21 protein-coding genes, 1 tRNA gene and 1 pseudogene are annotated in these 25,727 nt (G+C 60.6%); 20 read left to right on the forward strand and 3 right to left on the reverse strand.

The genetic code is table 11. From position 1 onward, the window contains the following. Nucleotides 1-33: 33 nt before the first annotated feature. Together ACYZGB_RS09180 and ACYZGB_RS09185 are read right to left on the reverse strand one after the other, a co-directional pair. Nucleotides 34-2,283: a TonB-dependent receptor gene (locus ACYZGB_RS09180; RefSeq protein ID WP_462387945.1), complete on the reverse strand. Its 2,250-nt coding sequence runs from the start codon at nt 2,281-2,283 to the stop codon at nt 34-36. A 227-nt stretch (nt 2,284-2,510) separates the two neighbouring features. Further along, nucleotides 2,511-2,831 carry an SWIB/MDM2 domain-containing protein gene (locus ACYZGB_RS09185; protein WP_100410049.1) on the reverse strand — a complete coding sequence of 107 codons (321 nt, stop codon included), beginning with the start codon at nt 2,829-2,831 and terminating at the stop codon, nt 2,511-2,513. Between the two features lie 307 nt (nt 2,832-3,138). On the opposite strand from ACYZGB_RS09185, the gene rraA reads away from it, so the two are divergent. Beyond that, nucleotides 3,139-3,651 (forward strand): ribonuclease E activity regulator RraA, encoded by a 513-nt coding sequence (rraA, locus tag ACYZGB_RS09190; protein WP_462387946.1) that lies wholly within the window; start codon nt 3,139-3,141, stop codon nt 3,649-3,651. 53 nt (nt 3,652-3,704) lie between these two features. Here the strand turns inward: rraA and ACYZGB_RS09195 are convergent. After that, nucleotides 3,705-4,612 (reverse strand): annotated as a pseudogene (locus ACYZGB_RS09195) (DMT family transporter). Between the two features lie 168 nt (nt 4,613-4,780). Here ACYZGB_RS09195 and ACYZGB_RS09200 point away from each other — a divergent pair. From ACYZGB_RS09200 to ACYZGB_RS09290, 19 genes are all read left to right on the forward strand, one after another. After that, nucleotides 4,781-5,200, forward strand: a complete 420-nt coding sequence (locus ACYZGB_RS09200; protein ID WP_462387947.1) for a gamma-glutamylcyclotransferase family protein — start codon at nt 4,781-4,783, stop codon at nt 5,198-5,200. Between the two features lie 253 nt (nt 5,201-5,453). Further along, entirely contained in the window at nt 5,454-6,785 is a 1,332-nt protein-coding gene (aceA, locus tag ACYZGB_RS09205) for an isocitrate lyase (protein WP_055402695.1), read from the forward strand. A 317-nt stretch (nt 6,786-7,102) separates the two neighbouring features. Next, on the forward strand, nt 7,103-9,022 hold the full coding sequence (gene thrS / locus ACYZGB_RS09210) for a threonine--tRNA ligase (RefSeq protein WP_462387949.1): 1,920 nt from the start codon (nt 7,103-7,105) through the stop codon (nt 9,020-9,022). 81 nt (nt 9,023-9,103) lie between these two features. Then, a complete protein-coding gene (gene infC, locus ACYZGB_RS09215) occupies nt 9,104-9,709 on the forward strand; it encodes a translation initiation factor IF-3 (RefSeq protein ID WP_082836404.1) in 606 nt (201 codons plus the stop codon). 181 nt (nt 9,710-9,890) lie between these two features. Then, entirely contained in the window at nt 9,891-10,094 is a 204-nt protein-coding gene (gene rpmI / locus ACYZGB_RS09220; protein ID WP_010465963.1) for a 50S ribosomal protein L35, read from the forward strand. A 25-nt stretch (nt 10,095-10,119) separates the two neighbouring features. Beyond that, nucleotides 10,120-10,479, forward strand: a complete 360-nt coding sequence (gene rplT / locus ACYZGB_RS09225; protein WP_005795139.1) for a 50S ribosomal protein L20 — start codon at nt 10,120-10,122, stop codon at nt 10,477-10,479. A 101-nt stretch (nt 10,480-10,580) separates the two neighbouring features. Beyond that, nucleotides 10,581-11,633 carry a phenylalanine--tRNA ligase subunit alpha gene (pheS, locus tag ACYZGB_RS09230; RefSeq protein ID WP_462387950.1) on the forward strand — a complete coding sequence of 351 codons (1,053 nt, stop codon included), beginning with the start codon at nt 10,581-10,583 and terminating at the stop codon, nt 11,631-11,633. A 70-nt stretch (nt 11,634-11,703) separates the two neighbouring features. Next, nucleotides 11,704-14,151 (forward strand): phenylalanine--tRNA ligase subunit beta, encoded by a 2,448-nt coding sequence (pheT, locus tag ACYZGB_RS09235; protein ID WP_462387951.1) that lies wholly within the window; start codon nt 11,704-11,706, stop codon nt 14,149-14,151. Between the two features lie 38 nt (nt 14,152-14,189). Further along, nucleotides 14,190-14,516 carry an integration host factor subunit alpha gene (locus ACYZGB_RS09240; protein ID WP_108617000.1) on the forward strand — a complete coding sequence of 109 codons (327 nt, stop codon included), beginning with the start codon at nt 14,190-14,192 and terminating at the stop codon, nt 14,514-14,516. Nucleotides 14,517-14,613: 97 nt separating this feature from the next. Beyond that, a complete protein-coding gene (locus tag ACYZGB_RS09245) occupies nt 14,614-15,048 on the forward strand; it encodes a MerR family transcriptional regulator (protein ID WP_462387952.1) in 435 nt (144 codons plus the stop codon). 30 nt (nt 15,049-15,078) lie between these two features. Further along, nucleotides 15,079-15,155 (forward strand) — tRNA-Pro (locus tag ACYZGB_RS09250). Nucleotides 15,156-15,317: 162 nt separating this feature from the next. Then, nucleotides 15,318-15,623, forward strand: coding sequence for a single-stranded DNA-binding protein (locus tag ACYZGB_RS09255; RefSeq protein ID WP_462387953.1), 306 nt, complete (start codon nt 15,318-15,320; stop codon nt 15,621-15,623). A gap of 912 nt (nt 15,624-16,535) precedes the next feature. Beyond that, a complete protein-coding gene (nirB, locus tag ACYZGB_RS09260) occupies nt 16,536-19,073 on the forward strand; it encodes a nitrite reductase large subunit NirB (protein ID WP_462387954.1) in 2,538 nt (845 codons plus the stop codon). Nucleotides 19,074-19,090: 17 nt separating this feature from the next. Beyond that, nucleotides 19,091-19,450, forward strand: a complete 360-nt coding sequence (gene nirD, locus ACYZGB_RS09265) for a nitrite reductase small subunit NirD (protein WP_462387955.1) — start codon at nt 19,091-19,093, stop codon at nt 19,448-19,450. Between the two features lie 58 nt (nt 19,451-19,508). Then, nucleotides 19,509-20,825 (forward strand): nitrate- and nitrite sensing domain-containing protein, encoded by a 1,317-nt coding sequence (locus tag ACYZGB_RS09270; protein WP_462387956.1) that lies wholly within the window; start codon nt 19,509-19,511, stop codon nt 20,823-20,825. Nucleotides 20,826-21,170: 345 nt separating this feature from the next. After that, a complete protein-coding gene (locus ACYZGB_RS09275; protein WP_462387957.1) occupies nt 21,171-22,517 on the forward strand; it encodes a tyrosine-type recombinase/integrase in 1,347 nt (448 codons plus the stop codon). 112 nt (nt 22,518-22,629) lie between these two features. Further along, nucleotides 22,630-22,887: an AbrB/MazE/SpoVT family DNA-binding domain-containing protein gene (locus ACYZGB_RS09280; RefSeq protein ID WP_462387958.1), complete on the forward strand. Its 258-nt coding sequence runs from the start codon at nt 22,630-22,632 to the stop codon at nt 22,885-22,887. A gap of 218 nt (nt 22,888-23,105) precedes the next feature. Then, nucleotides 23,106-24,482 carry a hypothetical protein gene (locus tag ACYZGB_RS09285; protein WP_462387959.1) on the forward strand — a complete coding sequence of 459 codons (1,377 nt, stop codon included), beginning with the start codon at nt 23,106-23,108 and terminating at the stop codon, nt 24,480-24,482. Nucleotides 24,483-24,619: 137 nt separating this feature from the next. Continuing rightward, nucleotides 24,620-25,723, forward strand: a complete 1,104-nt coding sequence (locus ACYZGB_RS09290) for a patatin-like phospholipase family protein (RefSeq protein ID WP_462387960.1) — start codon at nt 24,620-24,622, stop codon at nt 25,721-25,723. Nucleotides 25,724-25,727: the final 4 nt, after the last annotated feature.

Consider the following 25,727-nt stretch of genomic DNA (forward strand, 5'->3'; position numbering starts at 1 on the left):
CATCAGCGCATCAGCGCATCAGCGCATCGAATGTCAGAAGCGCGTCTTGATGGACACCTGCACGGCGCGGGGTGCGCCCGGCGTGTAGAAGCCACGGTACAGGCCGTCGGCGTAGGTGCGGTCGAACAGGTTGCTCACGTTCAGCTTGAGCGTGGTCTTGTCGTCAAACGCGTACTCGGCCATGGCGTCCATCACGGCAAAGCCGCTGGCGTACACCGCACGCGAACCCTCGGGGTTCTGCTTGCTGCGGTAGGTCAGGCCTGCGCCCAGGCGCAGCTTGGATGTGACGGCATAGGTGCTCCACACGCTGCCGCTGTGCTTGGGCGTGAGGCCGGGGCGGTCGCCCTGCACCTGAGCACCGCCGCCGCTGGCGGCCCGCACCACGTTGCTGCGGTCGATCTTGGCCGAAGGGATCCAGGTGTGGTTGGCGAAGACTTCCCACTGGGGTGTGAGGCGGCCAGCCAGGTTGAATTCCATGCCGGTGGCGTGGCGCTTGCCGGACAGCAGCTCTTGCTTGGCTGCGGTGTCGGGGTCGGTGTTGCGCTCGTTGTATTTCTCGCTGCGGAACACGGCCACACCCAGTAGGGCGCGGCGCTCGAACAGCTCGAACTTGCTGCCGATCTCGAAGTTGCGGCTCTTCTCGGGGTCGGTGTTGGCCGTGCGGGACGTGTTGGCGCCGGGGTTGCCAAACTGGTAGGTGTCGCCCGAGGTGTTGTACGAGGTGCCGAACGACGCGTAGTACGAGACCAGCTCGCTGGGCTGGAACAGCAGGCCCACACGGGGGCTGACCAGGCTGTCGGAGCGCGAGTTGCTCAGAGCGCCAGTGGCGTTCTTGTAGGAGGCCTTGAAGTTGTCATAACGCAGGCCGCCCACCAGCTTGAGGGTGTCGTTCAGCGCCATCGTGTCCTGGAAGTACAGGCCCAGGTTGCGCGACTTGAAGGTGTTCCACTGCACCGGCGTGCGGCCATCGGCCACCCAGGCGCCATCGTTGGGCGAACCGACGGTGGTGGTGGGGCGGGTGGTGGTGTTGGGGTAGTTCTGGTTGCGCTTGGCATCGTCGTCGTAGTAGTCGACGCCCGCCAGCAGGGCGTGTTTCTTGCCGCCCCAGTTGAAGGTGTTGTTGTAGTCGCTTTGCACCTGCAGCACATCGCTTTCGCCCAGGCGGCCCTTGGAGCCCCGGGTCAGCACGGTCTTGCCATTGATCTGGCCCAGCGTGATGGCGCTGTTCTGGAAGCCGATGGTGCTGGCCAGCAGGTCGCGCTCGTAGGTGCCGTAGCGCAGGCGCGTGTTCAGCTCGCCGCTGTTGTCAAAACGGTGGATGTGGCCCAGCGTGACGTGCTGCGCCGAGGTGTTGTTGTGGTCGCTTGCCAGGCCGTAGTAGTTGCGGGCTTCCAGCGGCGTGTTGATCTTGCCGTCCACCACGCGCCAGGGGTGGTTGTACAGCGGGCGGCCCTTGGATTTGAGGTAGTACAGGCCGATGGAGAACTCGTCGCGCGTGCCGATGCCCCAGGCGAACGTGGGTGCAATGCCGCGCTTGTCCTGCTTGGCGCCGTAGTTGTCGAACTCCTGCACCATGGCGTTCAGGCGGAAAGCCGCGTTCTCGCCGGTCTTGAAGTTGAAGTCGCCCGTGGCACGGTGGTATTGGCCGGTGCCGTAGGTGTACGAGGCTTCGTGCTGGTCGATCAGCAACGGGGCCTTGTTGACCTGGTTGACCACGCCGCCAGTCGAGCCCTTGCCGAACAGCATGGATGCCGAGCCCTTGAGCACTTCGACGCGGTCCAGGTTGAAGGTGTCGCGTTCGATCAGCGGCGCATCCTTCATGCCGTCGACATAGATGTCGCCCGCCTGGCCCAGCGAGAAACCGCGTAGGCGCACGTCTTCTTCACCTGTTTCGCCCGACTGGAAGGTCACGCCCGCAGTGTTGCGCAGCACCTCGCGGAAGTCGTCCATGTTGCGGTCGTTCATCTGCTTTTCGGTGAACACCGTCACGGACTGCGGAATGTCCTTGATGTCCTGGTTGCCCTTGCCGACCGTGGTCTTTTTGAGCAGCAGGGTGTCCTTGCCTTGCACTTCGGCGGCTTCTTTCACCGTGACGGTGGACAGGGTGGTCTCTTTGGTGCTGGTCTGTGCCATGGCGCCCATGGAGGCGGCCAGCATCAGGGCGCCCAGGGGCAGCAGGGCCTTGTCGGACGAGGAGACGGGGGCGAAGGACGTGAGGGATGCGTTTTTACGCAGCGCGGGGCTGCGGCGCTGTGCGCGTGATTGTGCCAAGATGGCCTCCATCGATGGGGTGCAGGGGGGCTATGTGTGAATGGCGCGCGGAGCGCCAAATGCAGCGGGAGGCAGTGGCTAGATCAACATGGCTGTGCGTCGTCGTGCCGCTTTATGTTACATCAAATGCGGGTCATTCTCATTTGTGTTGATGTTCACATTCCACACTTTGGTGGCATGTGCAATGAAAAAAGCCGGCTAGGCCGGCTTTTTTTGTGCTGCGGGTGCAGTGCGTCTGTTTACTTGACGTGCTTGCCAATCAGGCCAGCCAGTTCAAACATGGACACTTGGGGCTTGCCAAACAGTTCCTTGAGCTTGGCATCGGCGTTGATGTTGCGCTTGTTGGCAGCATCTTGCAGGTTGTTGGCCTTGATGTAGACCCACAGCTTGCTGATGATCTCCGTGCGTGGCAGCGGTGCCGAGCCCACCACGGCGGCCAGCGCGGGGCTGGGCGTGAGCGCCTTCATGAAGGCGGCGTTGGGGGTGCGCTTCTTGGCGGGGGCAGCGGCCTTCTTGGCTGCTGGGGCTGTGGTTGCCGGAGCTTTTTTTGCAGTTGCCATGTTGGGTTTTCCTTGTTGGAAGTAAATTTTCACCAGCGAAAACGACGCTTTCCCACTGGCAGAGCGATGCTAATGGGAAAAAAACGCGTTTCCAAGGGAGAAACGGCTTTTTTTGCCTCGATTTGTAGCGGTGGCGCCGCGCAGCGCGCAGCAATTCGCAGCAGGGCCGCGCCAGCCTTGACAAAAGCCCGGGGCTGGGTTGTCTGGCCTGGGCCTGTACAGGGCCGTGGCTGCAATGGCTTGTGTTGCGCAGACAATCCTGGCCTGGCCCGTTTCACTGACCCACTCTTTGAAAGAATTTGTTTCTATGTCCGCAGCTTCCAACCCTCCCTTCTCCACCTGTGACTTCTGCGATGTGCACAAGGCGGATGTGAGCGGCGCTTTCCGCGTCTTGCCGCCTGTTTTTCAGAGCTATGGCGGCAAGCGGGTGTTTGCGGGCCCGGTCACCACCGTCAAATGCCACGAAGACAACTCCCTGGTCAAAGCCGCTGTCGAGTCGCCGGGCGAGGGCCGCGTGCTGGTAGTGGATGGCGGGGGCTCGCTGCGCCGTGCGCTGGTGGGGGGCAACCTGGCGGCCACAGCGGCGCGCAATGGCTGGGCGGGCCTGGTGGTGGACGGCTGCGTGCGCGACGTGGCCGAGTTGAACGTCGCCGCCGTGGGCATCCGGGCGCTGGCGCTGATGCCGCTGCCCACCGAGCGCCGGGGCGAAGGCCAGCGCGATGTGGCGGTGTTGATCCAGGGTGTGTGGGTGCGGCCGGATGACTGGCTGTATGCCGATGCCGACGGCATTGTGGTCAGTGCACAGGCGCTGACAGCTTGAAAAGGGTCTGATCGCCGCCGGTTCAGGCCGAATCCTGCCCAGGCTGGCCCGGTTCAGCGGGAGCGGTCACCCCGCCCCACGCGCAGTGCAGCGCGCGAGGGCAGGGTGGCCATCAATACGCTGGCCAGTGCAATGGCAAACGCCAGCAACTGCATGCCCGTGAGCGATTCGCCCAACACCAGCACACCCACCAGTGCCGCACTGACCGGCAGCAGCACCGAAAACACCCCCCCTTGTGCGGCGGGCACAACCTTGAGCCCGGTCATCCAGAGCCACACCGTCCACATGCAGGCGGCCAGGGCATAGAACAGCAGCAGCGTCCAGGTGCCCCAGCCGACGGCGCCGAAGTCGAAACCCAGCGCCAGGTACAGCCCAAACGGCGTGGTCAGCACAAAGCCCCACAGGTTGATGAGCGCGGTGATGCGTTTGGGCCCCAGGCTGCCTGTGAGCTTCTTGCCGATCACGGTGTAGGCCGCCTCGCAGACCACGGCTCCCACCAGCAGCAATTGCCCCAGCCAGGCCAGGTTTTGAGGATTTTTGGCTGCTACGCCTGTCCAGCATGGGCTGAGTGCTCTGGTTTTGATAGTGAAAAAAGCGCAATGCCCGCCACGGCGCAGACCACCGCCAGCCAGGTGCGTGGCGCCACCCGCTCGTGCAGGAATGCCCAGCCCATCAGTGCGACGGCGGCCGGAATGGCCGCCATGGTCACGCCAGCCGACACGGCATCCGTCATGCTCACGCCATAGATCATGCAGATGGTGAACAGGAAGTTGCCCAGGAACGACTCCAGGAACAGCAGCCGTTTTGTCTGGGGGGTGAGCGGGGGCTCGTCCGCCGGTTTTTTGAGCCAGTGCAGCATGGCCAGGCCGCCGATGCCAAAACGCATCCAGGCCAGCAGGAACACCGGCAACACGGCCGCCAGCGGCTTGGACAGGGCCACATAGCTGCCCACCAGCGACATGCTGAGTGCCAGGCACAGGTAGGCAAAGGGGCGATTGGGCGTGTTCACTAGACTGGGCACTGTTCAACAAAAACGGCTTACGCAAATGGGTTCAAGCACCGCACTCGCCGTACGGCGACGCCTGTTTTGCATCCTTGTTGGCGTAAGCCCTGAAAAAGAGTGCGCATCATGCCCGACGAACCCGTGCCACCCCGGCCACCCCGCTGCGTTTTTGTGTACGGCACGCTGCGCCGTGGCGGCAGCAACGACATCACGCGGCTTGAGCCCGCACCCCGGTTTGTGGGGCCCGCGCAGGTGGCTGGCGTGCTGTACCACCTGGGGGCCTATCCGGGCATGTTGCTGGGCGGCGATCAATGGGTGGTGGGCGAGGTCTATGCCATCGAGCCGGCGCTGGAGGCCATCCTGGATGCCATTGAGGGCGTGGCGGGCCAACCGGGCGATGAATACATCCGGCGGGAGGTGGTGGTGCTGGTCGAGGGGCGGCAGCTGGCCTGTCTGGTGTACGAAATCAACCCACTGTACGTGGCGGCAGCCCCGGTGATTGCCTCGGGCGACTGGCTCAATGCGGTGGCTCTCAAGAGTCACTAAATTTATCGCAATGTGAAAGTTATTTTTCTCAATGCAAAACGCAATAGATGCTGCATTGCCGCAATTTTTCTCAATATGAGAAATCAATTTCTGTATTGAGAAATTGCATGGTTAAGTCGTTGTTTTGGAAGGAGAAAATTTATCTCTTCTATAAGACATAAGAGCTTGCGCAGGTCTTATAGAAGACTTAAAGTTGTCTTCAAGGGCGGCACACAGCAGCCCGGCGTTTTCAACCAACCTCTGGAGTGATCTCATGCCCCAATCCCTCAACGAACAACTGAGCCGCGAACAACAAATCGCCGCCCTGGAAAAAGACTGGGCCACCAACCCCCGCTGGAAGGGTGTGAAGCGCGGCTACTCTGCTGCCGACGTGGTGCGCCTGCGCGGTTCGCTGCCCATCGAGCACACGCTGGCCAAGCGCGGTGCTGAAAAGCTGTGGGACAAGATCAACGGCGGTGCCAAGAAGGGTTATGTGAACGCGTTCGGCGCCATCTCCGCCGGCCAGGCCATGCAACAGGCCAAGGCAGGCCTCGAAGCCGTGTACCTGTCGGGTTGGCAAGTGGCCGCTGATGGCAACACCAGCGAAACCATGTACCCCGACCAGTCGCTGTACGCCTACGACTCGGTGCCCACCATGGTTCGCCGCATCAACAACACCTTCAAGCGCGCCGACGAAATCCAGTGGGGCCGTGGCATCAACCCCGGCGACAAGGAATTCATCGACTACTTCCTGCCCATCGTGGCCGATGCAGAAGCCGGTTTCGGCGGCGTGCTGAACGCCTTCGAACTGATGAAGAACATGATTCAAAGCGGCGCTGCTGGCGTTCACTTCGAAGACCAACTGGCTGCCGTGAAGAAGTGCGGCCACATGGGTGGCAAGGTGCTGGTGCCTACGCAAGAAGCCTGCGAAAAGCTGATCTCCGCACGTTTCGCCGCTGACGTGATGGGCGTGTCCACCATCGTTCTGGCCCGTACCGACGCTGAAGCCGCCAACCTGATTACGTCCGACCACGACGCCAACGACAAGCCCTTCCTGACCGGCGAGCGTACGCAGGAAGGCTTCTACCGCGTCAAGAATGGTCTGGAACAAGCCATCAGCCGTGGCGTGGCCTACGCTCCCTACGCCGACCTGGTGTGGTGCGAAACCGGCGTGCCAGACATCGGTTTCGCCCGTGAATTTGCGCAAGCTGTGCACGCCGCCTGCCCCGGCAAGCTGCTGTCGTACAACTGCTCGCCCTCGTTCAACTGGAAGAAGAACCTCAACGACAAGCAGATCGCTTCCTTCCAGGAAGACCTGTCGGCTCTGGGCTACAAGTACCAGTTCATCACGCTGGCCGGTATCCACATCAACTGGTTCAACACCTTCCAGTTCGCCCATGCATACGCCCAAGGCGAAGGCATGAAGCACTACACCGAGATGGTGCAAGAGCCTGAATTCGCAGCACGCGAAAAGGGCTACACCTTCGTGTCGCACCAGCAGGAAGTGGGCGCAGGCTACTTCGACGATGTGACCACGGTGATCCAGGGCGGCTCGTCCTCCGTGAAGGCCCTGACGGGTTCGACCGAAGAAGAGCAGTTCCACTGATCTGAGGACTTTTTGCGCCGCTTGGGTGTGGCGCAAAATGCACCGGATGCAAGCCCGAAGCACCCGCTTCGGGCTTTTTTGTTGGCGGCAAGGTTAAAATGCCAGCAAATTCACTGCACAAGAGCGAGAAAGGCAATCTGGTTATGACACCGCGAACTACATCGGAGATGTTGACCGGCCGTTAAGGCTGGCTGTTCGCGCCTGCACGAGATTGCACACACCTCCAAAAAGCGCGGACCTGTTCCGCGCTTTTTTGTTTTCTGGGCTTGGCGCGTGCCCGCATCCATTGCACTGATTGAAAAGAAAGAGTTACTCCCATGATTCACATCACGCTTCCTGATGGCTCGCAGCGCGAATTCCCGGGGCCTGTCACGGTCGCCGAAGTGGCGGCTTCTATCGGCACGGGTCTGGCCAAGGCGGCCCTGGCCGGCAAGATTGACGGCAAAGTGGTGGACACCAGCTACCAGATCACGGCCGACGGTCCGCTGTCCATCGTCACGGCCAAGGATGCCGATGGGCTGGAGGTCATTCGCCATTCCACGGCCCACTTGCTGGCCTATGCCGTCAAGGAACTGTTTCCTGAAGCCCAGGTGACCATCGGCCCGGTGATCGAGAACGGTTTCTTCTACGACTTCTCGTACAAGCGCCCCTTCACGCCCGAAGACCTGGTTGCCATCGAAAAGCGCATGACCGAACTGGCGACCAAGGACGAGCCTGTGGTGCGCCGCGTGCTGCCGCGCGACGAGGCCGTGGCCTATTTCAAGAGCCTGGGCGAGAACTACAAGGCCGAGATCATCGCCAGTATCCCGAGCAACGAGGATGTGAGTCTGTACCGTGAAGGCAACTTCGAAGACCTGTGCCGTGGCCCCCACGTGCCCAGCACGGGCAAGCTCAAGTTCTTCAAGCTCATGAAGGTGGCGGGCGCCTACTGGCGCGGTGATCACCGCAACGAGATGCTGCAACGCATCTATGGCACGGCCTGGTCCACGAAGGACGAGCTGCAGCAGTACCTCACGATGCTGGAAGAGGCCGAAAAGCGCGACCACCGCAAGCTGGGGCGTGAACTGGACCTGTTCCATATGGACGAGCACTCGCCTGGCACCGTGTTCTGGCACCCCAAGGGCTGGGCGCTGTGGCAGGAGGTGGAGCAGTACATGCGCCGCGTGTACCGCAACAACGGCTACCAGGAAGTGAAGGGCCCGCAGATCCTGGACAAGAGCCTGTGGGAGAAAACGGGCCACTGGGACAAGTACCGCGACAACATGTTCACGACCGAGTCGGAAAAGCGCGACTATGCACTCAAGCCGATGAATTGCCCCGGACACATCCTGATCTACAAGCAGGGCATCAAGAGCTACCGCGACCTGCCGCTGCGGTATGGCGAGTTCGGTGCCTGCCACCGCAACGAACCCACGGGCGGTCTGCACGGCATTATGCGCGTGCGTGGCTTCACGCAGGACGACGGCCACATCTTCTGCACCGAAGAGCAGGTGCAGGAGGAGTGTGCCAACTACACGGCGCTGGTGCAGAAGGTCTACAAGGACTTCGGTTTTACGGACATCATCTACAAGGTGGCTACCCGCCCCGAGGCGCGCATCGGCACAGAAGAAGCCTGGGACCGTGCCGAGAAGGCGCTGATGGATGGTCTGCGTTATTCGGGCTGCGAGTTCGAGATCGCCGAGGGCGAGGGTGCCTTCTACGGCCCCAAGATCGAGTACACGCTCAAGGACGCGCTGGGTCGGCAATGGCAGTGCGGCACGATGCAGATCGACCCTAACCTGCCTGAGCGCCTGGACGCCGAGTACGTGGCCGAAGACGGCAGCCGCAAGCGCCCCCTGATGCTGCACCGCGCGACGGTGGGCAGCATGGAGCGCTTCATCGGCATGCTGATCGAACACTACGCCGGTGCCTTCCCTGTCTGGCTGGCGCCAGTGCAGGTGGCGGTGCTCAACATCACCGATGCGCAGGCCGACTACTGTCGCGAAATTGCAGCAAAACTGCAAAAAGCACTGCCGAATCAAGACCTTAGAGTGGCGGTCGATCTGCGCAACGAGAAGATTACGTATAAAATACGTGAGCATTCGTTGCAAAAGCTGCCGTACATCCTTGTCGCGGGCGACAAGGAGAAGGCCGCAGGAGCCGTCGCAGTGCGCGGCCGGGGCAATCGTGACCTCGGCGTGATGTCCATTGAAGCGTTCGCTGAGCTGATCGCCCAAGACATCGCCACCAAAGCCTGATTTTTGCCTTAAAACATGCTTTGGCGCCTGCCAGTTGTGCGGTTGTTGCTACAAAAATTGTAGTGTTTTGATTCAAGGAAGATAGCCATCGCTACTGAATTTCGTGATCGTCGCCACCGGGAAGAGCGCAAGCACCGCCTGAACCGTGAAATCATGGCCCCGGAAGTTCGTCTTTCCGGGCCTGATAACGAGCCTTTGGGTGTTGTCAGCCTGATGGAAGCCCTGCGCATGGCTGGCGAGCTGGATGTGGATCTGGTGGAAATTGCTGCCACTGCAAATCCACCGGTGTGCCGCCTCATGGACTACGGCAAGTTCAAGTACCAAGAGCAAAAGCGTGCGGCGGAAGCCAAAGCCAAGCAGACGGTCATTGAGATCAAGGAAGTCAAGTTCCGCCCCGGGACGGACGATGGCGACTACAACATCAAGATGCGCAATATCCGCCGTTTTCTGGCGGATGGCGACAAGTGCAAGATCACGCTGCGCTTCCGTGGCCGCGAGATCACGCACCAGGAATTGGGCCTTGCCTTGCTCAACCGCATCCGCGACGAGCTGGCAGACACCATCATCATCGAGCAGTTTCCCAAGCTGGAAGGCCGCCAGATGATCATGATGATTGCGCCAGGCCGCAAGAAGCCTGCCGCCAAACCGGCTGCAGAAGGTGCTCCGGCACCGGGGGCAGCTGCCTGAGTGGTGGTGGGGTGAGTATCAAGATTTGAGCGCTGCGCCTGAAAAGGTGCGGTGCTTGAAGGTGGTGTCCAAGCACTGCCAAACGAGAGGTGAAAGCCTTTCGAAAAAGTGGCTCGGGGCCAACAAGTTTGCAGATCGGTTTGCAAACGCCTCACGAGCACAATGAAAAAGGAGCATTTATATGCCCAAAATGAAGACCAAGAGCAGCGCGAAAAAACGTTTCCGCGTTCGTCCCGGTGGCACCGTCAAGCGCGGTCAAGCCTTCAAGCGTCACATCTTGACCAAGAAGACCACCAAGAACAAGCGCCACCTGCGTGGTGCAGTTGCTGTGCATGAGACCAACATGGGCTCTATCGCACAAATGCTGCCCGGTATGGGCGTGTAATTAACGACGAACAAGGAGTACATACATGCCTCGCGTCAAACGTGGTGTAACGGCCCGTGCCCGTCACAAGAAAGTTCTCGCCCTTGCCAAGGGTTTCCGTGGTCGCCGCGGTAACGTCTTCCGTATCGCCAAACAGGCGGTAATGAAGGCTGGGCAATATGCCTACCGTGACCGCCGCACCAAGAAGCGCGTGTTCCGCCAGTTGTGGATCGCCCGTATCAACGCCGCTGCCCGTGAACTGGGCCTGACCTACAGCCAGTTCGCCAACGGCCTGAAGAAGGCATCCATCGAGATCGACCGCAAGATGCTGGCTGACCTCGCAGTGCACGACAAGGCTGCCTTTGGCAGCATCGTGGAGCAAGTCAAGGCCAAGCTGGCTGCTTGAGTTCACGATGAGCGGCTATCGTTCTGATAGCTGCTTGCGCAATAACAGCAAGGGCTAGGGCTTGAAAAGGCACTAGCCCTTGTTCATTTTCAAGAGTCGATATGAACGAGTTGGATTCCCTGGTTGAAAGCGCGACGCAACTGTTTGCCCAAAGCGCCACTCCCGCTGATCTGGAAAACGCCAAGGCGCAGTTTTTGGGAAAGTCGGGCCGTGTGACGGAGCTCATGAAGGGCATGGCGCAGCTTTCCGTCGAGGAAAAAAAGTCTCGTGGTGCAGCCATCAACGTCGCCAAGCAGGCCATTGAGGCAGCGCTGACCGCGCGCCGCCAGGCGCTGGCCGATGCCGAGCTGCAGGTCCAGCTCAAGGCCGAGGCCCTGGATGTGAGCCTGCCGGGGCGCCAGCGCGGGCAGGGCGGCCTGCACCCCGTGTCTCTCACGTTCGAGCGCATCGAGGGCATCTTCGGCTCCATGGGTTTCGACGTGGCCCAGGGCCCCGAGATCGAGACCGACTGGTTCAACTTCACCGCGCTGAACACGCCGGAAGACCATCCCGCGCGTTCCATGCACGACACCTTCTACGTCGAGGGCGGCACGCCCGAGGCGCCCAATCTGCTGCGCACGCACACCAGCCCCATGCAGATCCGCCACGCCGTGCAGCATGTGAAAAAACACCGCACTCTGCTCGACGCCGGCCAGCCCATGCCCGAGATCCGCGTCATTGCGCCGGGACGCACCTACCGCGTGGACAGCGACGCCACGCACTCGCCCATGTTCCACCAGTGCGAAGGTCTGTGGATTGGCGAGAACGTGAGCTTCAAGGACTTGAAGGTCATCTTCACGGCGTTCTGCCGCACCTTCTTCGAGAGCGACGACCTGGTGCTGCGCTTCCGTCCGAGCTTCTTCCCCTTCACCGAGCCCAGCGCCGAGATCGACATCCAGTTCCAGACCGGCCCGCTGGCCGGCCGCTGGCTGGAGGTGGCTGGCTCCGGCCAGGTGCACCCCAACGTGGTGCGCAACATGGGCCTGGACCCCGAAAAGTACATCGGCTTTGCCTTCGGCATGGGCATGGACCGCATGACCATGCTGCGCTATGGCGTGAACGACCTGCGCTTGTTCTTTGACGGCGACATCCGCTTCCTGTCGCAGTTTCAGTAAAGCCCGCCGATTTAGCGACGCGCGCACGCCAGGCGGCAGCGCGCCGATCCTTTAGAACAAGAGTCCGACTATGCAATTTCCTGAATCCTGGTTGCGCGAGTTCTGCAACCCACCCCTTTCGACGGCCGAGCTGGCCGAGACGCTGACCATGGCCGGCCTGGAGGTGGAAGAGCTGCGCCCCGTGGCGCCGCCCTTCACCAAGATCGTGGTGGGTGAGATCAAAGAAGCCGTGCAGCACCCAGATGCCGACCGCCTGCGCGTGTGCCAGGTGGATGTGGGGCAGGGCGCCTTGCTCAACATCGTGTGCGGCGCGCCCAACGCCCGCGTGGGCATCAAGGTGCCTTGCGCGCTGGTGGGCGCCGAGCTGCCGCCTGGCGACGATGGCAAGCCATTCCTTATCAAGGTCGGCAAGCTGCGCGGCGTGGAAAGTCAGGGCATGCTGTGCTCGGCCCGCGAACTCAAGCTGTCTGAGGACCATGGCGGTCTGCTCGAGCTCGATGCCTCTGCAACCGTGGGCCAGGACATCCGCACCCACCTGAACCTGGACGACACGCTGTTCACGCTCAAGCTCACGCCCAACCTGGCGCACTGCCTCAGTGTGTACGGCATTGCGCGCGAAGTGTCAGCGCTCACCGGCGTGCCGCTGCAGCAGCCTTCGTTTCCCGCGGTGGCGGCAAAACTGTCCGACAAGCTCGCCGTCAAGGTGAGCGCGCCCGACCTGTGCGGCCGCTTCTCCGGCCGCATCGTGCGCAACGTGAACACGCGCGCCGCCACGCCCCAGTGGATGCTGGACCGCCTGGCGCGCTGCGGCCAGCGCGGCGTGTCGCCGCTGGTGGACATCTCCAACTACGTGATGTTCGAACTGGGCCGGCCGTCGCACATTTTTGATCTCGACAAAATCCACGGCGGCCTGGACGTGCGCTGGGGCAAGCCGGGCGAGCAGCTCAAGCTGCTCAACGGCAACACCATCACCGTGGACGACAAGGTCGGCGTGATTGCTGACGAGCAGCAGGTCGAGTCGCTCGCCGGCATCATGGGCGGCGACGCCACCGCCGTGTCCGACGACACCAAGCACATCTACATCGAGGCGGCCTTCTGGTGGCCCAAAGCCGTGGCAGGGCGCTCGCGCCGCTTCAACTTCTCGACCGATGCCGGCCACCGCTTCGAACGCGGCGTGGACCCGAGCCTCACGGTCGAGCACATCGAACGCATCACCCAGCTGGTCATCGACATCTGCGGCACGCCGGACACGGCCTGCGGCCCCATGGACGACCAGTCTGTTAACCTGCCCGTGCCCCAGCCCGTCACGCTGCGCGTGGCGCGCGCTTCCAAGGTCATCGGCATGCCGCTGGCCCAGGCGCAGTGCGCCGACGTGCTGGCCCGCCTGGGCCTGCCGGTGGTGCAGGGCGAAGGCACGCTCACCGTCACGCCGCCCGCGTACCGCTTCGACATCACCATCGAAGAAGACCTGATCGAAGAAGTGGCGCGCATGGTGGGCTACAACAACCTGCCCACCACGCCGCCGCTGGCTCCCATCACGCCCAAGTTGCCGGCCGAGGCCACGCGCAGCCCGTTTGCCGTGCGCCGCTCTCTGGCCGGGCTGGGCTACCAGGAGACCATCAACTTCAGCTTTGTCGAAGAGCGCTGGGAGCACGAGCTGGCCGCGAACGCCCAGCCCATCAAGCTTCTCAACCCCATCGCCAGTCAGATGAGCGTGATGCGCTCGACGCTGCTGGGTTCGCTGCTGCAGGTTCTGAAGTTCAACCTGGACCGCAAGGCCCAGCGTGTGCGCGTGTTCGAACTGGGCCGGGTGTTCCTGCGCGACGCCACGGTGCGCAACACCGACACCACCGTCGAAGGCTTCAACCAGCCCATGCGCGTGTCGGGATTGGCTTACGGCCAGAACGATGCCCTGCAGTGGGGTCGCGAAAAGCAGGCCATCGATTTCTTCGATGTGAAGGGCGATGTGGAGGCTTTGCTGGCCCCCGTGCAGGCGAGCTTCGAGGCTGCGACCCATCCTGCAATGCACCCAGGGCGCTGCGCTCGGGTGCTGGTTGATGGTCGCGCCATTGGCTTCGTGGGCGAGCTGCATCCGCAGTGGCGCCAGTCCTGGGACTTGCCCTTGGCGCCCGTGATGTTCGAGCTGGAGCTCGACGCGGTGCTGCAGCGCGTGGTGCCGCAGTTCAAGTCGGTGGCCAAGCACCAGGCTGTTGAGCGTGACATCGCTGTGGTCGTCGCTGAGCGCGTGACGCATGCTGAGATCGTGTCGGTCGTTCAGCAGGCAGCGCCCGACGGGTTGCTGCGCTCTGCTGTTCTGTTCGACGTGTACCGTCCCAAGTCGCTGCGTGCTGGCGAGGAGGCTCCGGTCGGCGCTCTGGCTCAAGGCGAGAAGAGCCTGGCCGTCCGCCTGACCCTGGCCCGCGACGAGGCCACGCTGACCGAAGCCGAGATCGAGGCCGCTGTGCAGGCCATCGTCGATCAACTGGTGCAGCGTACCGGTGCGCGTCTGCGTGTTTGATGACAATGATGACATTGACCGAGAGAGGGAGTGACACCATGATCGAGTTCGCCGTCGAAAGCCTGGAGACTCCGGCATTGACCAAGGCACAGCTGGCTGATCTCCTGTTCGATCAGATCGGTCTGAACAAGCGCGAATCCAAGGACATGATCGATGCATTCTTCGACCTGATCGCGCAGAGTCTGGTCGAAGGCAAGGACGTCAAGCTATCGGGCTTTGGCAACTTTCAGATCCGCACCAAGGCGCCGCGTCCGGGGCGCAATCCGCGGACCGGAGAAGCCATTCCCATCAAGGCGCGCCGGGTGGTGACCTTTCATGCCAGCAGCAAGCTCAAGGAGCAGATCCAGACAGCAGCTGCAGTGTGAGCTTGTACCGATTTTGTTCTCAAGATGAGATTGGTGGCTGGCAGTATTTGCGCGTCTGCAGTACGCTTGTCGGCTTTCCGGTTTGAATCCGCATTCCATGGGCACCACCCTTCCTTCCATTCCTGCCAAGCGATACTTCACGATTGGTGAGGTTGCGGAGTTGTGCGGCGTAAAGCCCCATGTGCTGCGGTACTGGGAGCAGGAGTTCACGCAACTGCGCCCCATGAAGCGACGCGGCAATCGGCGCTATTACCAGCACCACGAGGTGCTCATGATTCGCCGTATCCGGGACCTGCTGTACGACCAGGGCTTCACCATCAGCGGAGCCCGAAACCGTCTTCAAGAGTTAGCCCACCCAGCGCGTGAAGAGCCTTCGGTTGGCGTTGCGATGGAGTCGTTTGATGGCGAGGTGCCCAGCATGTTGATAGAAAGCGCAACTGATCTTTCAATTCCTTCGGGAGGCTTCGCACTGGACTCCAACGCAGTGCGCAAAGAGTTATTTGAGATTCGTGCGCTACTTTCTCTGAGTTGATGTTTTTTGTGTATATAATCTAAGTCTTGTCGGCGTGTAGCGCAGCCTGGTAGCGCACTTGCATGGGGTGCAAGGGGTCGCGAGTTCGAATCCCGCCACGCCGACCATTGTTAGCAAAAGCCCAGAACCGAAAGGTTCTGGGCTTTTTTGCTTTTGCGCCTCAATGCCGACTTGTGCGGGCTGACGGATCATGGTCCGTTTCATTGGCGCTGTGGCCAAAAGTGCCGCAGCCGGAACAAAGCAACGCCCGCAGCGGGCCAAGGATCTTCATGATTGATGGACTGGTGGCTGGAAGGCTGTATGGCGAGACCGAGCAACGCACAGACAAGGCGGGCAAGACTTTCACCTTGGCCAAGGTGCGTGCCAGCACCGCTGATGGGGAACTGCTGTTTGTCAATGTGATTGCGTTTGATGCAGCGGTCTGCACCGAAATGCGTGCCATGCAAGACGGCGACTCTGTGGCGCTGTCGGGCAGCCTTTCTCCGCGTGTGTGGACAGACAAACAGGGGAACGCCAGGCCCGCGCTGGACATGGTGGCGCACCGCGTGATCGTGCTGCCTGGTATTGGCAGCTGAGTGCCCTGTAGGCAAGAGCGTCATTGCCCGTGGGGGCGCAACGTCGCACATATGGCGCCTGCGTTGTCCTGACTGGCGGATGACTCACTCGGACTCAGGTGGCGCGGCCTTCTGTTTTTGATCGTGCTGCGGGAGGGCTCGCACAGCCACCATCACTGCGCTGGCGCCTGAGTCACGATTTCTGAGAGGCAGGCTTCCCCGGCGCAAACCCCAGGGCTTTGAGTTCATCCTCGCTCAGATGCAGCTCTGTCAGCTCGGGTTGCCGTGCTTCGACATTGCGCCGCCGTTCAAAGTTGGTGGGGGGGGGCCTGCTTCCGTCTCTCTGCGGTCCTTGCCACTGCGCCGGTCTGAGGCGACTCTGCGCTCTACGCTCATGGTCGTGATCTGCTGTTGAAGATGGGGATGAGATGCCTGGCACCAGTGTGGCCCTGTGGGGGGGTGAGGTGCTTTGTTCGCAGTCTGCCCGAGTTGATGCTGTTTGCAAATCAGAAAACGACCGTTTGCGATGCGCTGCGCCGGATGCTGGGCCTTCGCGGATTCCCCATGTTGGGGAAGTGCATCGCACCGCATTGATGCGTCTTCGCCCTGGGGCATGAGAAAACAGTTTCGGTGGCGCCAGTTTTCGCTCTGGATAGGTTTTCGCGTTTTTTGCCAAGGGGTGAAACGTCGGCACGGATATTGCTTCAACTTTGCTGATCCCTTGGTAATGCTGCCCCGGGATCCCATGAAATCCTCCGCTAAAGATGGCGGAACCCAAGCGAGTGTTGGGCATGCTGGCCCATCGTTTGGTTGTTCCAACCCACGCCCGTGTTGTCTGCGGAGGGTGAGGTGCCACGCTGCCCTGCTTGGGCAGGTAAGGCGCACATCCTGCATCCCCCCAGCGGCGCACCGGGCCATTGCAGGATGAAAAGCATGAAGATTGTTCTTATTGGTCACGGCATGGTGGGCCACAAGTTCCTGGAGAGCCTGGCGGAAACGGGCCTGTCCCATGTGGAAGTGACGGTGCTGTGCGAAGAGCCCAGGGCGGCATACGACCGGGTGCATCTGTCCGAATTCTTCAGCGGCAAGACGGCTGAGGATCTTTCACTGGTCGAGCCAGACTTCTTTGACCGCACAGGCTTTTCGCTGCGCCTCGGGACGCGTGCCGCGTCCATCGACCGGCGCACCTGCACCGTGACCTCCGTCAGTGGGGAGGTCTTGCCGTACGACAAGCTGGTGCTGGCCACAGGTTCCAACCCGTTTGTGCCGCAGGTGCCGGGGCGTGACCGTGAGCATTGCTTCGTCTACCGCACCATCGAGGACCTGGAGGGCATGCAGGCCTCGGGCGCCAAGTCCAAGACCGGCGTGGTGGTGGGCGGTGGCTTGCTGGGCCTGGAATGCGCCAAGGCATTGCGCGACATGGGCCTGGAGACCCATGTGGTCGAGTTTGCGCCCCGCCTGATGGCCGTGCAGGTCGATGAGGGCGGTGGGCGCGTGCTCAAGGCCAAGATCGAGGAGCTGGGCGTGCAGGTGCACACTGGCCGCAATACGCAAGAGATCACGGATGGCGCACGTGCGCGCCACCGCATGAAGTTTGCGGACGACTCCTACCTGGAGACCGACATGATCGTGTTCTCCGCTGGCATCCGCCCGCGCGATGAACTGGCCCGCCAATGCGTGCTGGCCATCGGCCCGCGTGGCGGCGTGGCCATCGACAGCGCTTGCCGCACCAGTGACCACAATGTGTATGCCATTGGCGAATGTGCATCCTGGAATGAGCAGACCTTTGGCCTGGTGGCGCCGGGCTACGACATGGCGCGTGTGGCGGCCCGCCACATTGCGGGTGAAGTTGATGCCGCCTTTGTGGGTGCCGACATGAGCACCAAGCTCAAGCTCATGGGCGTGGATGTGGCCAGCATCGGAGACGCGCACGGCAAGACGCCGCACAGCCGCAGTTGCCAGTACGTGGATGAACGTCGGCAGGTCTACAAGAAGATCGTCATCAGCGAAGACGGCAAGCAACTGTTGGGCGCCGTGCTGATAGGGGATGCCACCGAATACGGCACGCTGCTGCAGATGGCGCTCAACGGCATCACGTTGCCCGAGGACCCCGAGTTCCTGATCTTCCCGTCCAGCGACGGCAAGGCCAAGCCCGGACTGGGTGTGGAGGCGTTGCCTGACACGGCGCAGATCTGCTCGTGCAACAACGTCACCAAGGGGGGCATTTGCGAGGCCGTGGGCAATGGCGCCTGCACCATCGCCGATATGAAGGCCTGCACCAAGGCGGGCGCCACCTGTGGCGGCTGTGTGCCCCTGGTCACCCAGGTCATGAAGGTCGAAATGGCGCGCCGCGGAATGGCGGTGAACAACCACATCTGCGAGCACTTCGCGTACTCGCGCCAGGAGATCTATCACCTGGTGCGCGTGGGGCAGATCAAGAGCTTCGAGGACCTGCTGGCAAAGCACGGCAAAGGTCTGGGTTGCGACATCTGCAAGCCCGTGGCGGCCAGCGTGTTCGCCTCGTGCTGGAACGAATTCGTGCTCAAGAAGGAGCTGGCCAGCCTGCAGGACAGCAATGACTATTACCTGGGCAACATCCAGAAGGACGGCACTTATTCGGTGGTGCCGCGCATGCCCGGTGGCGAGGTCACACCCGACGGCCTGATCGCCGTGGGCCAGGTGGCCAAGAAGTACGGCCTGTACACCAAGGTCACTGGCGGTGCGCGCGTGGACATGTTTGGCGCACGGGTGGAGCAGCTGCCGCTGATTTGGGAAGAGCTGATCGCTGCGGGTTTCGAGTCTGGCCACGCGTACGGCAAGTCTCTGCGCACCGTGAAGAGCTGCGTGGGCTCTACCTGGTGCCGCTACGGCGTGCAGGATAGCGTCGGCCTGGCTGTGGAGCTGGAGAACCGCTACAAGGGGCTGCGCGCCCCGCACAAGATCAAGTTCGGCGTCTCGGGCTGCACGCGTGAATGCGCCGAGGCCCAGGGCAAGGACATCGGCGTCATCGCCACCGAGAAGGGCTGGAACCTTTACATCTGCGGCAACGGCGGCATGAAGCCGCGCCACGCCGAGCTGTTTGCGTCCGACCTGACGAAGGAAGACCTTGTGCACATGATCGACCGGGTGCTGATGTTCTACGTGCGCACAGCCGACCGTTTGCAGCGCACCAGCACCTGGCGCGAGAACCTCGAAGGCGGCCTGGACTACCTCAAGGACGTGCTGCAGAAAGACAGCCTGGGCCTGTGTGCAGAGCTGGAATCGCAGATGCAGAACGTGGTGAACACCTACCAGTGCGAGTGGAAGACGGCCGTGACCGACCCCGAGACGCGCAAGCGCTTCCGCTCCTTCGTGAACAGCGAGAAGGCCGACGAGAACGTGCTCTTTGTGGAAGAGCGCGGCCAGATTCGTCCGGCACGCGCCGAAGAGCGCAGCACCAACAAAGTCATCCCCATCCACCAGGCCGCTTGAAGAAAGAAGAGAACACCATGAGCGCACTCCCTATGAACAGCTGCACCGACTCCCTCGCCTGGACCGACATTTGCGCGGTCGATGACATCCTGCCCAGCACTGGCGTGTGCGCCCTGGTGGCCAACCGCCATGTGGCGGTGTTCCGTGTCGGCGCCGATCAATTTTTTGCCATCGACAACGTGGACCCCAAGTCCGGTGCCAGCGTGCTGGCACGGGGCCTGGTGGGCAGCATTGGCGACCGCGTGGTGGTGGCCTCGCCGCTGTACAAAAACCACTTTGACCTGCAGACCGGCGAATGCCTGGAGACGCCCGAGCAATCGGTGAGCGCCCACAGCGTGCGCGCCGTGGGTGGCCGTGTCAGTGTCTCCGTGGCCTGACACAATCGCAGTCACGTCGCCGCACGTCTGCTGCGCCACAACAACCCAGGAACCCTGCATGCTAGACCCGGCTGCGCCTTTGTCGGTATCGAACCTTGTGCTCCGCTCCAAGCAGCTGGAGATTGATGCCGTGCGCCACCTCGCCAGCCGCGCCGAGCTGGTGGACGTGATCGGGCAGCTGATTCAGGGCCTGCAGCGGGAGCGGGGCGTCTCGGGCGCGTATCTGGCCTCCAAGGCCCAGCGGTTTGTCGATGTGCGGCTGCGTGTCATCGAGGAGGTTGCGCCCCTGGAGGTGCGGCTGCGCGAAGTGTTTGCACAGCACATTGAGCCGGGGCAGGGCGCCACCGCCAAGGCGCTGTCGCTGATGGCGTGGGCCCTGCTGGGCCTGGAGTCGCTGCCGGCGCTGCGCACCCAGATCGAGCGGCAGGCCATGTCGGCGCATGATTCCGTGGCGGCCTACAGCCATCTCATTGCGGGGCTGATTGAGCTGGTTTTCCATGTGGCCGATGCGGCGGGCCTGCCCAGCGTCTCGCGCATGCTGGTGGCCCTGCTGCACTTGGTGCAGGCCGAGGAAGAGGCGGGCCAGGAACGGGCCCTGGGAGCCTTGCTGTATGCGTCTGGCAGCAGCAACGAGGCGCACCAGCAGCGGGTGATTCACCTCATCGACGCACAGGAGCGCAGCCTGCGCGTGTTTTCTGAGTTTGCCGAGCCCGCGCTGCGCGCCCGTTGGGAGCAGCAGCAACTGGTGCCTGCCGCAGCCCAGCTGGAGCGCCTGCGCCGTGCGCTGTGCGTGACCCGGCCGGGGGCGGCGCTCGACAGCGACCTCAGCGACACCTGGTTTGACCTGTGCTCCGAGCGCATCAGTGCGCTGTGGCACCTGCAGGTGGACCTCGTCAAACGCCTGCGCGAGGACTGCGAGGCGCGCATCCTGGAGGCCCAGCAGGACCTGCAGGACTCCAAGGGCTTGCTGCGCGGCCTGCGTGACAACCCGCCACAGCGCACCCATGCGGTGGACCGCTTTTTTGATATGGCCCAGGTGCCATCGGCCGCGCCAGAGCCCGTCGGTGCTGCTGCCCGCACAGGCGAATCGGCCTCGCTGGTGGACTTGCTGCAGAGCCAGTCCGCGCGCATGGCCAGCATGGAGGCGGAGCTGGAGGCCGCCCGCCGCACGCTCAACGAGCGCAAGGTGATTGAGCGGGCCAAGGGTGTGCTGATGGCGCGGCTGGGCATGAACGAGGAAGTGGCCTTCCGGGCACTGCAGAAAACCTCCATGGACCAGAACCGCCGCCTGCTGGAAGTGGCGGAAGCCACGCTGTCGCTGCCGGATTTTGCGTTCGCGCAGCAAGGCGCCCAAAACCCCAAGCCCGGGTCCTGAGGGGGGCGTTGGCGGTCATGTTTATCCGCTGCAACGGGCAGTGATGCTGGTGCTCAGAGTTTTCTGAGAAAAAAGGCTTCTGCCAGGCCCATGAAAAAAGCCCTGACTCTTGCGAATCAGGGCTTTTCATTTGGTGCCGGAGAGATGAATCGAACACCCGACCTTCTCATTACGAATGAGGTGTTTGATGCGTTGATCGCAATTGATGTGTGTTGCAAATGCTATATAAAACAATAACATACAGGAAAAACTTGCAGGCGACGGAAACGTTGGTGTTGATTTGAATGCCTGAAAATTGACTCTTTCAGTCTGTAAAATGTCTGTAAATTTTATGGACATGGCTTCATGGCACGCCCCAGCAAAAACGCGATCATCGATTTCACCGCCTCTCACGACCTGACTCATGGCATGCTTGATCGCGCGGTCTGCCCACCTGACAAATCGTTCGTCCTCATCAAGGATGCAGAGAAAAAAGGACTACGTCTCAGAGTGACTGCTGCTGGTGGAAAGCACTGGCAGTTTGAGACTCGGGTGAAAGGCAAGCTCTTTTCCCGTGCCCTTGGTGAGTGGCCCACCATCTCTATTGCTGATGCACGCGCTGAGGCCCACCGCTTGCGGGGGCTGACTGAGCAAGGTGTTGACCCCAGGCTTGGCGAAGCTGAAAAGGCAGCCCAGCTCGCGAGAGCCGTCCAGCTAGAGGCTGAGCAGGCTGCAGCCCAGTCAATCTTGGTTGGGGATGTATGGGAGTTGTATCTAGTCCAAGGCAAGCCCAAGCGTAAAGACTGCTGGAAGCCTCGTTATCTTGCTGATCTACGCGCAATGTCCAGCCCAGGTGGCGACAAGAAAAAGCGGGGCGCAGGGTTGACCAAGCCAGGGCCATTGTTTCCCCTGATGGGGCTGCCATTGGCATCCGTTGATGAAGACGTTCTCCAAGGTTGGTACGAGCAAGAGTCGCTTCGTGGCCGGCATCAAGCTGCCAGGGCCTTGATGATGTTCAGAGGCTTCCTTCGCTGGTGTTCTGCTCGACCAGAGTACCGTCGTATCGTCAATAGGGATGCGGGTCGCTCTGCCGCGATTCTGGAGAACTTGCCGCCAATGACGCGTCGGACAGATGTGCTCGAAACCGCTCAGATGGTGCCCTGGTGGAATGCTGTTGAACAGCTCCCGAATCGAACGGCGGCGCGTTATCTACAGGCGCTGCTCTTGACGGGGGTTCGGAGAGAAGCGCTTGCAGCCCTCAAGTGGGTGGATGTGGATTTCCGCTGGATGAAGCTGACCGTGGCAGACAAAGTCGAGGGCACGCGGGTAATACCGCTTACTCCGTTCCTCGCGAAGCTGTTGAGTGCCCAGCCAAAAATCAATGAGTTCATCTTCGCGGGCACCGGAAAGCGTGGACATATTGTTGATGCTCGTGCCAGCCTTGCCAAGGCACTCAAGGCGGCGGGTATAGATCACCTTACGCTGCATGGTCTGCGTCGCGCATACAAGCAGCGTGGACGTGCAGTAGCTCCCCATGGAGCTGTTGACCAAATGCAGGGCCATAGGCCATCTGGGACTGCTGATGGATATGCCATCCTGCCTCTGGATGACTTGCGGCCATTCGCACTGACCATTGAGAGGCATATCCTCAAGCTCGCGGGTGTTGCTGTTGCAGATGTGGTGTTGGATGGGATGGTAGAAGTAAGCCGCTGACCGACATCTCGTTTACATTCATTGCATTTGCAAGAGCTTGGTTGGCTGCGATGCCACACAGTACCTTTGCAAGATGCACATTCATTCAAAAGCACTCAGGCCGGAGCGACTTATGTACACCACTCATTTGCGCGATGTAGGCAGTTCAGTCATGCTGACCATTCCGCCCGAGTTTCTCAAAGTGCTGCATCTTGACGCTGGCTCATCTGTGAGCATCGCGATCGAAAACGGCCGTTTGATCATTCAACCCAAGGCACCACCACGCTACACGCTGGATGAGCTGATAGCCCAAACCGACCCAACAGCGCTGGCAGCCGCCAAGGCCGACATGTTCTTTATGAGCGGGCCGGTGGGTAGAGAAATATTATGAATTTTTGAGGGCCTCGCGTAAACGAGGTCTAAGGGCGTTGGGTTTGCTTATCCAAATAGGCTGTTCAGTGATTGCGGTTCATCTTCCTTATGTTTAGAACATGACTCTTTGCCAAGAGCGGATATTGGTCTGCGTCAATTTATTGCGGTAGATATTTCCAATCGGTGTGCCGGGATTGAGTTGAAATGTCAATCGCTACTCGTTAAAAATCTGTAGAAATGTTAAATTTCGCGCTTTCGGCTTCATTGCGAAAAAATCTCGGCGAGCATGGAATAATATTTGTTCATCACGCGGCAGGTGCAGTGCAACGCCTGCTGCCCCATGTGGAAATTACAGGTTGGCAAGAAGCCTCTTGGGCCAATGCAGGGTGTGTATGGACAAACTCCAAGAGACGAGAAGTTCGGATCACGATTACCTTTGGAGCAAAGGTCAATCCAAATTCAATATCTCTCAGTGCCTTGGCGAGGCGTCGGAGCATTCCTGGTAGCAGCTCCGTGGCTTCTGAAATTATTGATATTCGAGAGCACCATATTTGCGATTTGATTGCTCGGAGAATATCTGAAATTCTTTCAAACGCTCCAACTCTTCGTCTTGATCCAATTGCTCTGCAGGCGGTGTCTCGGGATTTTGACGAATCCATTGTCTCAGATCACATACAACAGCATCACAAACTCAATTTGCCGGTTTCAAAGGTGTTGCGTACGCTGCACACTCTGTCGGAACAGAGTTATGAAAACAAGGCGTTGACCTTCGGCTGTATCCTTGATCCACATAACCCCGCTCCTGTAGGTTCTGATGCTTTTCCCGGCGACTTCCTACGGAGTAAAAAGTACAAGGCACTATCTGACGGTTTTCGCACGGCATACCTCATCTCCACAAACGGTGCCCTTGTTGACTTTATTGACTTGAACCGAGCAAATTCCGCAACTTTATCGGAGAAGCATCATTTCCCTGACTGGACCGAGTCAATCGCCAAAGCCAGCCGAGGCGGTCGTTGCGGAATCGCCCTGAGCCGCCAAGGTGACATTCTCGTGTTCGATGAAGGCACCTTACGGCTCTCTTATCGGTTTGGTCAGTGGCAATATTGGAATCATGTGCATCTCATCAAGCTGCTTCGTGACAGAGCCAAGGCGCAGCGTGTGCGCAAGCAGGTCCTTGGGAGAGTAGTAGGTAAGATCTACCGCGTTGCACTAGATGTTTCATTTCGGCGTTCGGGTGGACTGCTTGTAATTCTGCACAACAAGCAGAAGCTGCATGAAATAGTCCGACTAGGCGACGCGATTGGCGATCCCGGCCGTCAGAGCACGGACGCATCCTTTGATGCAGTCATTGCACCGCGAATGTTTCAGTCGCTGCCGCGATCTGTAGCGGTTGAGCTTGCTTCGCTAGACGGTGCTGTGGTGCTGAAGAATTCTGGTGAAGTCGCCGCATATGGTGCAGTACTCCAGCCACAATCTCCTGGCGAATTACATGGTTCTGAGGGAAGCCGAACTAAAGCTGCAATTGGGGCCTCATTCTACGGGCTTGCCGTGAAGATAAGCTCTGATGGAGACATAAGTGTTTACTACGAGGGGAAAGAATTCATGCGTGTCTAGTCATGAGAAAATGGTAAAGGCATTAGAATCCTTGTGGACTTTGGTCTAGCTCATAGAAAGCCCAAGGGAAGACCTTAAAGGTTGCTGCACTTGAGTTGAGGTGCAATATCAAAATACATATTCGATGGGGAATAGCGGTGAATGAATCGGTAGAAACCAAACCCTTTCGAGTACTGTGCCTTGATGGAGGAGGCATGCGAGGGGTTTATCAGGCCGCTTACCTTGCGACTTTCGCTGGTCGGATTGCTAAGCAGGCGGGGCACGACAACGTCTCTCTCGATATCGGCAAGGCATTCGACCTTATCGTCGGTACGAGCACTGGCGGCATAGTCGCGAGCGCTCTGGCCAAAGGCATCCCCTTGCAGGCAGTGCAGGACCTCTACGCACAGTACGGGAGCAAGATCTTTCCGTACCAAACGCTACGGTCGATGCCCTTCATCGGGAACTTCCTGATCCGCAACTTCGGCTGCGGCCTGCGCGAGGGCGAAGCGGCCTTGCGTGATGCTCTCAGCTCGAAGTTGGGCACAACGACGGTCGGCGAGGTTTACGAGGCTCGCAAGATCGCGTTGGCTATTCCGGCTCTCGACCTCAACCGCCACTCAGCGGTAGTTTTCAAAACCAAGCACCTGAGTCGCTTGAACGGCCGCGACGATCCCCGCACGCTGGTCGATCTCTGCATGGCCAGCACTGCAGCTCCCATCCTGCGCTCAATGGCCCAACTTGACGAACCGGGCGGTGATGGTGCGACCACGGCCACCTACGTCGACGGGGGCCTGTGGGCAAACAATCCCGGCTTGGTCGGCATGATGGAAGCGGTCGAAATCCTTCATGACCGTGCGGAGGAGCGCCCAATCCAGCTCTTCATGTTGGGCACGCTACCTGCCCAAGGCGGCGAAGAAGTCACCGATAGCGGTCGGTACCGCGGTGCTCCGGGATGGAAATTCGGCCTAAAAGCCATCGAGGCGGGCATGAATGCCCAGGCCGTGGGCTACGGCTACCTTACTAACAAGGTCGCGGAGCTGCGTCGCGACGGCAGTTTCGCGTACCGCCTTCCTGCCCAGTGCCCGTCCAAGGTGTTGCAGGAGTTGCTATCCAACATGGACGACGCTCGGCCGAAGCTGCTCAACGCGCTTGCGCGTCAGGCCATTTCCGACGTGGACTACGCTTGGGCAAGCCAGGCGCACAACCTACACATGCAAGCCTTCCGGGCCGCGCTTTCCGAGTCCCCGCCGCATCCATAGAACA

The organism is Acidovorax sp. Q11 (assembly GCF_054950075.1).

What these genes read in the sequence shown, in the direction of transcription:
- ACYZGB_RS09180 (WP_462387945.1), bottom strand. Translation starts at nt 2,283, where the DNA reads ATGGAGGCCATCTTGGCACAATCACGCGCACAGCGCCGCAGCCCCGCG.
- ACYZGB_RS09185 (WP_100410049.1), bottom strand. Translation starts at nt 2,831, where the DNA reads ATGGCAACTGCAAAAAAAGCTCCGGCAACCACAGCCCCAGCAGCCAAG.
- rraA (WP_462387946.1), top strand. Translation starts at nt 3,139, where the DNA reads ATGTCCGCAGCTTCCAACCCTCCCTTCTCCACCTGTGACTTCTGCGAT.
- ACYZGB_RS09200 (WP_462387947.1), top strand. Translation starts at nt 4,781, where the DNA reads ATGCCCGACGAACCCGTGCCACCCCGGCCACCCCGCTGCGTTTTTGTG.
- aceA (WP_055402695.1), top strand. Translation starts at nt 5,454, where the DNA reads ATGCCCCAATCCCTCAACGAACAACTGAGCCGCGAACAACAAATCGCC.
- thrS (WP_462387949.1), top strand. Translation starts at nt 7,103, where the DNA reads ATGATTCACATCACGCTTCCTGATGGCTCGCAGCGCGAATTCCCGGGG.
- rpmI (WP_010465963.1), top strand. Translation starts at nt 9,891, where the DNA reads ATGCCCAAAATGAAGACCAAGAGCAGCGCGAAAAAACGTTTCCGCGTT.
- rplT (WP_005795139.1), top strand. Translation starts at nt 10,120, where the DNA reads ATGCCTCGCGTCAAACGTGGTGTAACGGCCCGTGCCCGTCACAAGAAA.
- pheS (WP_462387950.1), top strand. Translation starts at nt 10,581, where the DNA reads ATGAACGAGTTGGATTCCCTGGTTGAAAGCGCGACGCAACTGTTTGCC.
- pheT (WP_462387951.1), top strand. Translation starts at nt 11,704, where the DNA reads ATGCAATTTCCTGAATCCTGGTTGCGCGAGTTCTGCAACCCACCCCTT.
- ACYZGB_RS09240 (WP_108617000.1), top strand. Translation starts at nt 14,190, where the DNA reads ATGATCGAGTTCGCCGTCGAAAGCCTGGAGACTCCGGCATTGACCAAG.
- ACYZGB_RS09245 (WP_462387952.1), top strand. Translation starts at nt 14,614, where the DNA reads ATGGGCACCACCCTTCCTTCCATTCCTGCCAAGCGATACTTCACGATT.
- ACYZGB_RS09255 (WP_462387953.1), top strand. Translation starts at nt 15,318, where the DNA reads ATGATTGATGGACTGGTGGCTGGAAGGCTGTATGGCGAGACCGAGCAA.
- nirB (WP_462387954.1), top strand. Translation starts at nt 16,536, where the DNA reads ATGAAGATTGTTCTTATTGGTCACGGCATGGTGGGCCACAAGTTCCTG.
- nirD (WP_462387955.1), top strand. Translation starts at nt 19,091, where the DNA reads ATGAGCGCACTCCCTATGAACAGCTGCACCGACTCCCTCGCCTGGACC.
- ACYZGB_RS09270 (WP_462387956.1), top strand. Translation starts at nt 19,509, where the DNA reads ATGCTAGACCCGGCTGCGCCTTTGTCGGTATCGAACCTTGTGCTCCGC.
- ACYZGB_RS09275 (WP_462387957.1), top strand. Translation starts at nt 21,171, where the DNA reads ATGGCACGCCCCAGCAAAAACGCGATCATCGATTTCACCGCCTCTCAC.
- ACYZGB_RS09280 (WP_462387958.1), top strand. Translation starts at nt 22,630, where the DNA reads ATGTACACCACTCATTTGCGCGATGTAGGCAGTTCAGTCATGCTGACC.
- ACYZGB_RS09285 (WP_462387959.1), top strand. Translation starts at nt 23,106, where the DNA reads ATGTTAAATTTCGCGCTTTCGGCTTCATTGCGAAAAAATCTCGGCGAG.